Source organism: Aeromonas sp. QDB39 (assembly GCF_027707585.1).
In the GTDB taxonomy this organism is placed as follows: Bacteria; Pseudomonadota; Gammaproteobacteria; order Enterobacterales; family Aeromonadaceae; genus Aeromonas; species Aeromonas hydrophila.
In genome coordinates this window covers 1-11728 of sequence record NZ_JAPCIV010000065.1, presented here as the reverse complement: position 1 = coordinate 11728, position 11728 = coordinate 1, and the positions used below count along the sequence as shown (strand labels likewise).

Below are 11728 nucleotides of genomic sequence, written 5' to 3'. Positions count from 1 at the left end.
CGTTGATAATAGTCATAGGCTTCGCGCGTGTTGATTTTGTTTGGCGATAAAATCAGATCACAAACGAAGCCTTTTTTCTATCTATTTCAATTGGTTGCCGCTAAAGATCCTGTACATGAGGCAGTGATAACCACTAGGTGGTGCCATAGGGTGGTGGGACTTGCAGAGTAGAGCCGGACGAAGGATGTGGCCAAAACAGAAATCTCAACCAACATTCCTATATCCTTAAATGCTACAAGACACCAACCTGCTGAACCGGTGTTCATTTCGTGTAGCCCGAGAACTAAATTAGGATCTCATTTTTCTCTCTTTCTCTTCATTTTCTCCCCCTTTCTCTTCGCGCGAACGCGGCACAGCAGAAGTGTCGGTTCGAGGTCTAACCTGGCACTCGGGGGCAGGTATAGAACAAAATAGCCCAGGGGGAGCTCACAGCCCGAAGGGCTGTGCTCTGGTTGAAAATAGTCACTAGGAATGTTGGTTGAGAAAGTGCCCTCTACTGGTCATAATAACACCAGCTTGAAACCCTCGATGGAATGCCTCATGAATAAACACGAACTGGCTGCACAGCTCCGCGTTCTGGAGCGGCGTCAACACCAGCTGTTGGCCATGCTGCGAGACTTTATAGACGATAGCGAGCTCATCCAAGGCAGCACCTTTGCCCTCCCCCCGCACGATCCGAGGCAGGATACCCGCCACGACACTCCCTCTATTACGGTGACTCCCGCTCACGGTCTTGAGGCTCTGTATGCTGCTCACCATGCCTGGGGCCATCTCTACGCTGACGCTGGTGAAAACACTCGCCTAGTGTACCGCTTGCCGGGAGCAATTCAGATTCACTCCAGGCACAGCGAGGAGCTGTTCGGTATAATTGAGGCCATAAATGCAGACCGAAAAACCTTCCGAGACTTGGTGACAAACTCAGGTCCGATACTCGGGGGACCCAATACCCGGTGGGAGTTCCTGCATAGCAAAGGCATGTTCGAGGGGTTGATCACTTTGCAGTTTTACCGACAAATCACAATCGCCGGCGACACGGCCCGGTCAATTTCGTTCTGTTGGGCTCATAAAAACACCATGCAGAGAATGACCAAACAACAGATCATCGGTACGCTCAGAGCATCACAGGACTCACCCCCGCGCCATGTACTCGATCCAGCTGGTTGGGTCGCACAGCTAGAGGATGAAATTGTGCTGCTATCCGCCCTCTCCGATGATGCTCACCTTGTCATCCGGCGCCCCAATCCAGTCCACCCACAAGCCTGGTTGGTGGAAGGAAACAGTCGTCGTATGCAAGTAGCATCGACCCCGGTTCTCATTCTCGGAGCTCAGAAAGTGAAGATCGGTCTTCTAAAGAACTACGACATCACCCAAAAACGCCCTCCGCGGCAAGCAAAAACAACCGCCAATGAGCCGCTTATCTCGCGCCTCTGGCTTTACCAGGAGCAGTAGAAAATCATGAGCATCGCATTTGGCCCTCTACGAGGCTTTGTCGTTGGTACAGTGATCAATGATACAGGTCCCATCGGCACCATCGCAGACATCTCCGGCGTCGATTACTTCATTACCCCTCAAAACTGGCTGGGGGAGACCCCCCCCGAAGTCGGCATGATCGTAGAGTTCAGCGCACGAGCCATACAAAAAGGGTATCTGGCGGTCAACATCAAGCCAATCAACGCAACAACCTTATGTACCCCAGGTATGAGTGCCACCAAACTAGAGATGATTGAAGCCGACCGGCGGGCAGAACGAGCACGGCAGCACATCACTAGGCTGCGCCAGTTTGTCTTCGATATGGGTTACTCTCCAGAGCAAGCGATCCTGGAAGTATTCGACATCACCCCTCCAACAGGCATCATTATTCCAGACGGGCCCAGCGACCGTGACCTGCAGTTTATGGAACTGCTGACGCATAATCGCTCACCCAAAGACAAGCATGAAACAAGCCGCAGACTGTGCCAGGCATTTTGCCTCAGCTTCAACGCCTTGATTGGCTTTATGCGCGGTAGTATCACTTATCGCGTCGCGTTGGATCGGGCCGAGCGTGATAGGCAAGAACGTTCCCGCCGACATTTACCAAACAGTGAACAGAGCCATCCCCTGCCCCTGGAGGGGAAACAAGAACCCGGGATGATCAAGAAATTGGTTACAAACATCATGGGCAATAAATAACTGTCGTTGCATGGCGACCGCATATAGGCTAACTTAGCCAAAGTGCTCATTCTCCTTCGGTTTATCCGCATAGCACACGCAGAAATGCATCGGAGTCACCTCAATCACAAAACGCAGCCTTGGCTGCGTTTTGTCGTTCTCAGACTGTCATGTTTGGCCTGAGCACACTCACATGTGCACAGCCCAAACCGCTCTCTCCCGAGAGTGAGTTGACAGGCGATGGCATAACCAGCCTGTACCGCTAACCGCGGCTGCCAACCTCCAATCCGCCCATCTGGGCTACCTCAACCAGGCCTTTCGGCCAAGGATCTCATTATGTGGATCAACATTGTTTTAGCACTTGAAGTCGTCGGCTTAGCCTTTGCAATTCGTTTCTGGTTTATGTGCCGGGAGGATGCAGCCGCTTTTGAGCGGTCACGCATCCTGCGAATTAAGGCCCGAAGTTAAAAAACAAAAAACCACGCCCATAGGCGTGGTTTTTTTTTGCCCGCAGCTCAGTAGTCAGGGTCTTCAATCGTTCGCTCCAACTCTTCATCATAAGGCATGTCATACTCTGGGGTGTCCATCGGCATAGGGGGAATATCTAGATGACCAGCTGAAGTTCGCGATAGTTCCTCACGAATTTCAAGCTCCCTATTCTGCATTCGATAGGTTAACTTCTTCTGTTCTTCCATTGCTTCTAATTCAGCCCGTTCTTTGTCAAGAGCCCGATAATGACTGTCAATCACCCCCTTTCCGATTACAAACATCTCTTGGCATGACTTAGCCAACGTACTGGGGCTATCCAGATCCAAGGTATGGACATGCTCAAAGGTTCGTTTGTAAGCCTCGATATTATCACCCTCTCCCTGGAGCCTGAAGGCTACACGGCAACGCTCACCGCGAAGGTCCTTGGCCATCAACGTGATCGCGGGCTGGATCCAGACCCCAGTCATCCGGTCGACCATTGGCAAAACAGGCTTATGCAACCAGAGCTGGTAACGAGTGCTGATGTTGGGATCAATGTTGTCCAGGCAGCGGGCCATCTCAATGACAATCAGGCGCTCTGGCCAACTGGCAACAGGCAAAGGGGTCTCTGCACTGGCGAGCGGTTGCAACGCCCAACGGAGGATTGAGGGTCCCTCATCGGTTGGCTTATCGTATGCAAAGGTCACAGCCAGCATGAACGGACCATCACCTGACTGCATTCCATTGAGCAACAATGGAGGTCGCTTAGCCTGCCCCAACATTAGTGCAGAGCCGTTGAGCAAGACGCAAGATGCCGCTCCATTAAACAAGGTGTAGTCAGCGATCACGCACAAAAAAAGGAATTGGTGCCGGGTCTTCGGATCGCGTTTATGGGCACGATTCAGTTGGCCAAGCAGCATGTCCAATCCCTGCTCCCCAACAAATGTGAATTGCTGCAAGCATCCAAACCCCTTGAGATTGAGCGGATACGCTGCAGCACGTATCTTCATCTGCAGAGAGTTGATCGAGATCTTCTGCCGGTGATGACGATAGGTACAGAACGAGTCGTCCATCAGTTGCCAAAGGAGTTTGTAAAGAACATCTATCTTCTGAGCGGGGTTCTCAGCCTGAGTTCGTTTCGGTTTGTCCGAATTATCAACGGGTGATATGCCCAATTCATCAAGAGCAGCACTACGCTGTGATTCCGCATCATCAATGACATCCCCATCCAACGAAAGCAGGTCAATTTTGCGGTATGGAGAGATCAAGCGGTACTCCGGCTGCTTCATCGCCGTCGTGTTATCGCCGGCATCAGGGCCGGAGTCCTCCGATGCACCACCCAATCCAAGAGACGTGCGCAGAGGGCAATGCGGGTCGTGGTGACCATGTTCATGATGATTGACTATCAGGTACCTATCATCCGCAACCTGGCGCACAAACATCCTTGCGTCCGGCTTCTTACACCCACAGAGCAGCCAATACTTATTGTGATGCAACGTTGCAAGAAGCTCTTGCGTCTCAAGGCTATCGCGGTTGTCCGGATGCAGGATTATAGACTTCTCGAGACGTCTAATGGGCTGAAGCGTCCCCCCCTTTACAATCCAAACACCCGCCATAAAAACCCCCCTCAAAATTGACAGCCGTTTATTCGTTCTCAGTTGCTAGATAATGCCACAAAACTTAAAGGGGGGTGTTGTGTTGGTTAAAGAGAAAGCGGTGAACCCTTGGGGTGAGTTATACGAATTTCTGACCGGGAAGGACAAACTCAACTTTGCTCTTGAGCCAGAGATGAGAGTCCTTTACACAGCGATCAGAGATTTCTCCGCCCACTGTGCAATTTTTGACTCAGCAACGCCCAGCTCTATGGCCCCCAAAAATGAACTTCCGTTGCTGCTTGTTGCAAGCCATTGCCTGCAAACCGAGAAAACACCGGAAGCCGCCGCCCATATGGCAATAGCAAGCTGTTCATTAGGGAGGCTGCACTTCTACTGCCAGGGGGAAAGCTGGAACCCTGAAGATGAAGCCCTTCACTCTTTCATCGGTCGAATGTACCCAACCCAAGTCCAGAGAAAAGTGATGCCAGAGGCTGACCCCAGAGTGATCAGTGTTTGGAAGAAAATACTACAAGAAGTGAAGGAGAGGCAGGCGTGCGTAATTGGTGGTTCAAATGGACAACAAGGCAACAAGTCGGACAAATCAATAACAAATCACACGCTGAGCCCACACAGCAAGCAAATGCGTATTCCGGTGAAGTTGAACAGTGATTCCGGAATCTGTGAACACCATTTCCGGAAAGTATGCGGCCAGGGATTCTGCGAGCAGAAGCTGAGCTTTGAGGGGAGGCATCTTTTCGACTCACCGAACAAGCCAGCAGCCAAGCGCAGCGCGGCAGTTGTGGATCCAGGTCATTGGAGCATGACGGTTCATCTGACATCAGAGTTCGTGCTCTGAGGTGTCCGGAAATGGTGTACACGCAAGCCGGAATCAGCGTTCATTTTAAACCGGAATAGGTGTTCATTTTCGACCGGAATATGCAGCAAATGCACTAAGCGGTAGCGCCCTCGTCGCAGAGAGCCCTGAGGCCCTGTTAAAACGCCATATGCCCCTGCTGCAGAACTTGAGTGCGTTCACGCAACTCGATGAGACCCGGTTCAATCAAATTTACATGGAGCTCTTTCGAAATCTTGCTGCCTGGTGCCAGCACCTGCCCGCAAGTGAACGACATCATCATGCTCACCTTGGTGGTCTGTTAGAGCACAGTATCGAAGTGGCTGTGTACTCAGCTCGAATCGCAGGTCGATTCTTATACATATCTGATGGAGAGGAACAGATCTCTCAATGGCAGGCCTTGTATATCTTCGCGATGACTTCAGCGGGTGCATTGCACGATATTGGCAAACTCCTCACAGATGTGGATGTTGTGGTTATGAAGGGGTCAAACATGACGCCCTGGTTGCCACACCTCGGCCCCATGGCACCGGGTACCAAGTACATCTACCGATACAATGACCGCCGCCAGCATGGCGTACACGAAGTCGCGAGTCTTCCACTGATATTCCAGATCATGCCAAAAGCAGCGCTGAGTTGGATCTGGAAAAAATCAATCATCCGCGATGAATGGCTTGCCACTATCGGCGGTAAAGCAATGGAGCTAGGGGGAAATATCGGTCGGTGCGTAATTGAGTGCGACTCGCAATCAACAGGCGACGCCATGGCAGATGCCCCAGTTGCAGTAGCCGCACAAGCCACTGTGAATAGCTCTCTTGCAAAAAGGCCGCAAATCCATGCTCTGGCCATCAAGGGAATTACACTGTCACTACGTGACTTTGAGCCGAACAAGAAAAATTCACCCTATTGGGTATCCCAACACTTCATTGCTTGTGTCGCCCCGCGGTTCGTTGAGTGTATCCGATCTGCGCTCGGTACCGAGAACCAGTTCCTGCCGGATAACACCAGCCTGATTTACGACACCATGGGTGACAACGGCATGTTGATCCTGAACGTGAATGGGAAGGCGATGCACTCGCTGATGTTCACGCCAAATCAAAAGCCACTTGCTGTTGTGCTGGTCAAACGCCAGGTACTAGACCCAGATGCAAAGCTTCCGGTCTACACCGGTAGGCTTCTGTGTCCATCTGTCGATGAACAATATCATCATCAGATCCCTGGAGAAGTTAAGCCGGCCAAAACTGGTTCATCAACAAGCGATGCGAAGCCGATTGCTAAACCTGCTCAATCACAAGTTCGTTCGGAACAGAAGGCTACTTCTACTCAGACGACGCCGAAGATCATCACTGCTCCTGATGCCAAGAATCCGAGCATGGAGTTACAGCCTCAACAGCATCATGAGCAGGTCCAGCCTAACCTCACCGGTGATCAGAGCTTCACTGAAGTTGCCGCCAAAGAAGAAGCAGGTATCGTTGAATACCCATTAACAGTCAAAACTACAAGCGACGAATTCAAAAGGTTTGTTCAAGGAACCGAGGCGCCGGGTGCAAGTCAGGAGACGCAGCAATCCGCGGCACCCTCTATTAAAAAATCGATTTCTGGTCGATCTGATACCGCACACCAATTTATTGAGTGGCTACGTGCACAGATCATGACTGGAGCACTCCAGGTAAATGCAAGAGCAGGCGTGGTACACATCGTTTCAGAACGTAGGCTCTGTTTCGTCAGTCCGGGGCTGTTCTACACCTTTCTAGATCAAAATGGCGCAAACAAGAACCTGGATCCAAAAGCGAGACGAGAAGCGGTATCTAAAGTTCAGCATGCCATTGCATCGGTACTGACGTTCGAGCGTTCTATCTTGGGTAGCACAATGATCACAGCTGAGATTGTTGGAATGCGAAAACGAGCTGATCTTCACGTGATGGTGCTAACAGCACAGGGTACTGAGCAGCTAATGCTTGACCTCGACTTTGACAATGCAAACAGATTCATAACACTAGGCGATATCAGATAGATATCGCAAAAAAAAAAGACACAAAATTTGTGGTGATTGCGGGAGGATAATCAGTGAACGGGCTTGAAGAAGAATTGGATCTTAGAAGGCTTGATGGCGGGGAGAGACTGTTAGCAATTGCAGAGCTCTACGGCAACGAGCAGCTTGAAATCCCAATTGATACACCTAGTAGTTACGAAGAGGTGATGGCCTCATCGAAGCGGTTTATTCGCGACTACCGAGCAAGCTGGAACAGCATCGTTAAGTTTGGTGCGGATAAGCTCCGGTCAGCATCTGCCATGGAAATCAAGAACGTGGCCGCTCTTCTCTCGCAGATTTGCGACGGTCCGGATATGTGGGACAACAATCCTGCAAGTCCCATCGAAGGTTACAGTGTTGGCCAAGCCATTTCACTTCTGGTCGCCAAAATGCCGGACATCACGATCACCACGGCACCAGAACATATCTCTGAAGCACAACAAGACCTCACATTTCTTGATCACGCAATCTATCTCACAGCCGAATCAATTTCCTCAACATATGGAATAAAGCTATCAACGCTCACCCATGGTGGCTTCTGTGTTGATCTGCGTAGCGTCACCACCAGAGTGCAAATGGTCAGAGCAATCCCCCTACTTCTACTCGGGGCACAATCATCACGAAGCGAATCACTGGCGGCCGGCCTGGACAAATTAGCTCTTCGAAATGGATATCGCGATGAAAACGAGATGGCAGAGTCAATTCATATGCGATTCAACCTATCACGATCGTCTTGGGCCAACGCCACAATCATCTCCATGATCGATGAATCAAACGACAACACAATTCACGCAGCTTGTGGCAGACTAATGCGGTTGATACGACGCATGTCGATCAGTGTGGCACTAAACAGCGGAGAGTGTGATGTCGAATAAACGGGACAAATTGATCGCATGCTGTGGCTCACTCCTGGCAGAGATAATCAGGCACGCCATCCTACATCGTTCATATGCGACCCCCTTTTCTCACAACCTAACGGGGTATGGGCTTGAGCAATTTTGCCAGAATGAATTCTGGATAAAGACGCTTCAATTCAAACGCCGAGTGATGGATGACATTCATGATGACCCAAGCGGATGCTTTGGGACTATCGATCTTCGCCCAGTATACAGTGCCATCGCCAATGGTATGCCTGCACGCGACGAAGATGCAAATGCTCAGTTCCCCCGAGCCCTTCTACTGCATCTGATCAGCAGCAGCTTCACAAATTGTGATTTCCTAGCTGATGTATGCCTTCTAAAAAGGGATGAACTTATGTCAGTCGTTCAATACTGCAGGATGAATCCAAGCAGGCTGGGCTCACTTGCAACATTGATACTTCCGGAGCACATAAGGTTGTCGCCAGACATCGCTATGATCATCGGGGAGACATCAGAACAGCATAACGAAGTGATCCGAACTCAACAGCTTCTGTCCATGCTAAAGATTCACAGAAAGAAGATAGGGATCATTACAGGCTCACCAATTTCAGCCATTCAGTGGATGGGGACGCAAAACACCCCCGGGCGACCAACGTCGAAAATAGACCCACGTCTTGAAGGGCTTGTGATCCATACTCTGAATCTCTTCCAACCAAATTTCGATGTTATGGACCCTCTGGATCTTTACACGCAGATCGTCAGGTTCATCGTTGAATTTTACCAAGGCGATGAGCGCGAAGAAATTTCACTAAAGCATGCAGGGCAGCATCTCGGCGTACTTATGGGTAGGATTTCAAAGTGGAATCAGGCTGACGTCAGGAGATGTACCAATGCATGTAGTGGCATGGGACTCAACATCACTATCACACCCAGCATCAAAAAAATGGCTACACAGGTATACCACGCTGTCGACATCATCATTTGATCAACAAACGGAGAAATAGAAAAATGAGCAGCAAACTGATTCTTGGAGCCCTCAGCAATGAAGAGGCCTCGAGCACACCGAACAATCGGGTAACCGAACTGGGCAGACTCAGATCACATATCAAAATCGAGATCCATACCTATGAGGGTGCCGCACTGTTCTCCGGCGTAAAGCGTGAATCGGATCAGGACGGTACTGACGACAATGGTCAGAAGAAAAAATTCACCCCACACAATCTGACCATGTTGGCGCAATCAATGATGATCCTTGAAGGGGATATCCGACTCGACAATCCCTACGCAGACTTCTGGTTTGATTCAATCTGGACAGCAATCACAGAGTTCAGAGAAGAGTTGAAAACTAAAAAGCAGTCACTGATTAGCTACATGGAAGACCGGGTACCAGAGAACTTCACCTCATCTGAATCATTTTCCGTGAAACCCATAGTCTACCAGGTTCGTAGTGGTAGCCAGCTCTACTATCAGTTCCTGTATGCAGTCCTGGAAATTGATTCCTTCATTCGTCTTGTCATGCTTGCAAGCCATGTCGCACTGCTGAGCCCGAGTGCAAGAACCACTTACATTCGGGATGTTATGCGGGGTTGCCGAGCACTCATTTCGCGCGCTGCATCCTATCGACACACCCCTGTCACACGAGATGACGTTTCAGCAAATAACGAGAAAGCTCGCATGGCTGCTGAGCGCTATGAGTCGATTGGGATCTCGCCATCGATTGGTCACATGCGTGGTGAAACCCGGCATGAATTTGCCCCTGAAATCCATAACGTTGCTGAAAGGAAAAGCAACCCTGCGGACGCGTATATCGAACCTGAAATCGTGAAGGAAACAGCAGCCGAAGAGGCATGATGAAAGGAATGGGTGGCCTCTGTCTAAACTCTTTGAAGCAGATGAGCGATGACTATATAGAGGCCGAGATTTCAAATATCGTCAATGAGCTTAATTTGAAGATTCGTAATGTTCTTCCATTAATAATAATCCCACATCGGAGTTACAACAGGATTTACCTCAGATGGAAAATTATCGATGGTAGTAACAGAAGGATATCGAATTACAGTGGTTTCGATCTCCAGCTAGATGAAACAGAGAGCACTCTGGCCATAGAAACCCAAACTCAGCTCGACTATATAAACTCTCAACTAAGCCTGTTCGCCAAGCGAACAAGAAGATAGGAAGGACCCGCAATTATTGCGGGTCTTTTTTATTAGGCGGCACAGTAACAGCACGCCGCCCACGCCATTTGGGGTCGCATGCAACTGAAAAAATATGTGACACAGATCACATTCATTGCACTAATAATCCCAGCCGGTGGGGGTTATCGCCACAAGACAAGCGGCCAATAGCACGGAAGTGATCATGAAGAACGGGCCGGCACACCTCCTCAAGTACGTGTTGGCCTCACAAAGTAGACCCCATTGGGGCCACACGGATTGAGCTAAGCAACCCGCCGATTCCCATTCGGAGCCATTTATTGCATATTACGGTCCGCCAGGCTTCTGGAATGGAAGATCGCCGCAAAGTCGAGAAACACGCATAAAACATTAGAAATCAATATGTTATGATAACACGGCAAGCATTGATCGGTCCGCTTACAAGTGCCGGCGGCAATACAAGCCCAATCCGCCCTGGGGATGTGCAGGCCTACGCCAGCGCATTGGTGCTGGGCCCTCTCATTTCCCCCACACCCCCTTTAATGGTTAAGGGCAGCGCAGCCTGCCCCCTTCCTTTCGCCATTCCCCTTGCTCTTTGGTGGTCGATTAGTTCCCTTGATCAGCCCGGAGTGATCCGATAGCATTGGAATCGTCATGGTGAACATGACCTCAACAACGCCGCGCAGATCGTCGGCAAAAACGATCGGCCAGTTAGTCAGAGTAAATCTGGCCCGACGAAAGGCCCAGGGGGTGCCAGAGGCCGGAATGTAAATTCCTCCCCAACATCAAATAAAATGGCCAGGAAAAGAAACCGGCTTTTTAATTTCAAGATAAACACGAATATTATTAGGGCGCCTGGTGGCGCCTTAACTTTACCTGCAATATTGTCTATCCAGCTTTCCTTCCTATATTACTTGTTTCCCCTCCGTAGAACCCATCTCTCGCAATACCCCACTCTGCTAGATGTCGCAGTTCTTTCCGTCAAGGTTCCTCGTATAGCTCATTGCCTATTGCTGAAAAAATCACTGCCAAAACTGCACCCATTTTCCGGTATCACGTCATGGTAAAATTGGCGACTAAAATCAACCATGGACGCATTGAGATGCAGACAGTAAAAAGTGCGCTGGCAGTAGCGACAATCTGGATGATGATTGCGCAGGGTGTCACCGCGGCAACACAAGAAGATCGGTATGCAATTTCGCGTTACACCACTATCGACACCACTCCTGAAGTGCGCCAATCCAATCCGCTTCTTACCGTTGTGAGCTTTTCATTTCCGCCCACCGTTGAGACAGTAGGGCAAGCAATTAACTACACTATTCAGCAGACCGGGTACACGCTGGCCGAGATGTCTAATCTGCCGGAAAGCACGAAGGTGATGCTTACCTTACCCTTGCCAAGCGTGCAAAGAAAATTCTCATACGTCACGGTCCAAGCTGCGCTAAAGACACTTGCTGGAGATGCCTTCCTGCTTCTTGTCGACCCCGTACATCGCGTGGTCACATTTGTCCCATTACTCCATGATGCAGATCCTTCCATTATGGGGAGCCCGCAGAATTCGGAAAAAATCGTACGCTAAGGTTTTCCGGGCATCCGTAAGGGCCGAAACTTCCCGTCTT

At 50.1% G+C, this 11728-nt stretch carries 10 protein-coding genes; 9 read left to right on the top strand and 1 reads right to left on the bottom strand.

Annotation, left to right across the window (positions count from 1 at the left end; translation table 11 throughout):
* Positions 1-540: 540 nt before the first annotated feature.
* The 3 genes from PG899_RS22820 (at position 541) to PG899_RS22810 (ending at position 2616) form a co-directional block, all read left to right on the top strand.
* The gene (locus PG899_RS22820) at positions 541-1449 is read left to right on the top strand and encodes a DNA replication terminus site-binding protein (RefSeq protein WP_270697737.1); all 909 of its coding nucleotides are present in this window, start codon (positions 541-543) and stop codon (positions 1447-1449) included.
* Positions 1450-1455: 6 nt separating this feature from the next.
* Entirely contained in the window at positions 1456-2169 is a 714-nt protein-coding gene (locus tag PG899_RS22815; protein ID WP_210538251.1) for a hypothetical protein, read from the top strand.
* Between the two features lie 315 nt (positions 2170-2484).
* The gene (locus tag PG899_RS22810; protein ID WP_265216449.1) at positions 2485-2616 is read left to right on the top strand and encodes a hypothetical protein; all 132 of its coding nucleotides are present in this window, start codon (positions 2485-2487) and stop codon (positions 2614-2616) included.
* A 47-nt stretch (positions 2617-2663) separates the two neighbouring features.
* Here the strand turns inward: PG899_RS22810 and PG899_RS22805 are convergent, their stop codons facing one another.
* Complete coding sequence (locus PG899_RS22805; RefSeq protein WP_210538252.1) at positions 2664-4058, bottom strand: hypothetical protein; 1395 nt, start codon at positions 4056-4058, stop codon at positions 2664-2666.
* A gap of 253 nt (positions 4059-4311) precedes the next feature.
* Here PG899_RS22805 and PG899_RS22800 point away from each other — a divergent pair, with 253 nt between their 5' ends.
* The 6 genes from PG899_RS22800 to pilL2 all read left to right on the top strand — a co-directional run bounded on the left by PG899_RS22800 (position 4312) and on the right by pilL2 (position 11688).
* The gene (locus PG899_RS22800; protein ID WP_270697735.1) at positions 4312-5067 is read left to right on the top strand and encodes a hypothetical protein; all 756 of its coding nucleotides are present in this window, start codon (positions 4312-4314) and stop codon (positions 5065-5067) included.
* A gap of 55 nt (positions 5068-5122) precedes the next feature.
* The gene (locus PG899_RS22795) at positions 5123-7078 is read left to right on the top strand and encodes a TraI domain-containing protein (RefSeq protein ID WP_270697738.1); all 1956 of its coding nucleotides are present in this window, start codon (positions 5123-5125) and stop codon (positions 7076-7078) included.
* A gap of 53 nt (positions 7079-7131) precedes the next feature.
* The gene (locus PG899_RS22790) at positions 7132-7971 is read left to right on the top strand and encodes a hypothetical protein (RefSeq protein ID WP_210538255.1); all 840 of its coding nucleotides are present in this window, start codon (positions 7132-7134) and stop codon (positions 7969-7971) included.
* Positions 7972-8350: 379 nt separating this feature from the next.
* Entirely contained in the window at positions 8351-8941 is a 591-nt protein-coding gene (locus PG899_RS22785) for a hypothetical protein (protein WP_210538256.1), read from the top strand.
* A 23-nt stretch (positions 8942-8964) separates the two neighbouring features.
* Positions 8965-9807, top strand: a complete 843-nt coding sequence (locus PG899_RS22780) for a PFL_4669 family integrating conjugative element protein (protein WP_210538257.1) — start codon at positions 8965-8967, stop codon at positions 9805-9807.
* A gap of 1404 nt (positions 9808-11211) precedes the next feature.
* Positions 11212-11688 carry a PFGI-1 class ICE element type IV pilus protein PilL2 gene (gene pilL2 / locus PG899_RS22775; protein ID WP_270697734.1) on the top strand — a complete coding sequence of 159 codons (477 nt, stop codon included), beginning with the start codon at positions 11212-11214 and terminating at the stop codon, positions 11686-11688.
* Positions 11689-11728: the final 40 nt, after the last annotated feature.

Excerpts from the sequence above, each read along its gene's own strand:
- PG899_RS22820 (WP_270697737.1), top strand. The coding sequence starts at position 541 with ATGAATAAACACGAACTGGCTGCACAGCTCCGCGTTCTGGAGCGGCGT.
- PG899_RS22815 (WP_210538251.1), top strand. The coding sequence starts at position 1,456 with ATGAGCATCGCATTTGGCCCTCTACGAGGCTTTGTCGTTGGTACAGTG.
- PG899_RS22810 (WP_265216449.1), top strand. The coding sequence starts at position 2,485 with ATGTGGATCAACATTGTTTTAGCACTTGAAGTCGTCGGCTTAGCCTTT.
- PG899_RS22805 (WP_210538252.1), bottom strand. The coding sequence starts at position 4,058 with ATGTTTGTGCGCCAGGTTGCGGATGATAGGTACCTGATAGTCAATCAT.
- PG899_RS22785 (WP_210538256.1), top strand. The coding sequence starts at position 8,351 with ATGTCAGTCGTTCAATACTGCAGGATGAATCCAAGCAGGCTGGGCTCA.
- PG899_RS22780 (WP_210538257.1), top strand. The coding sequence starts at position 8,965 with ATGAGCAGCAAACTGATTCTTGGAGCCCTCAGCAATGAAGAGGCCTCG.
- pilL2 (WP_270697734.1), top strand. The coding sequence starts at position 11,212 with ATGCAGACAGTAAAAAGTGCGCTGGCAGTAGCGACAATCTGGATGATG.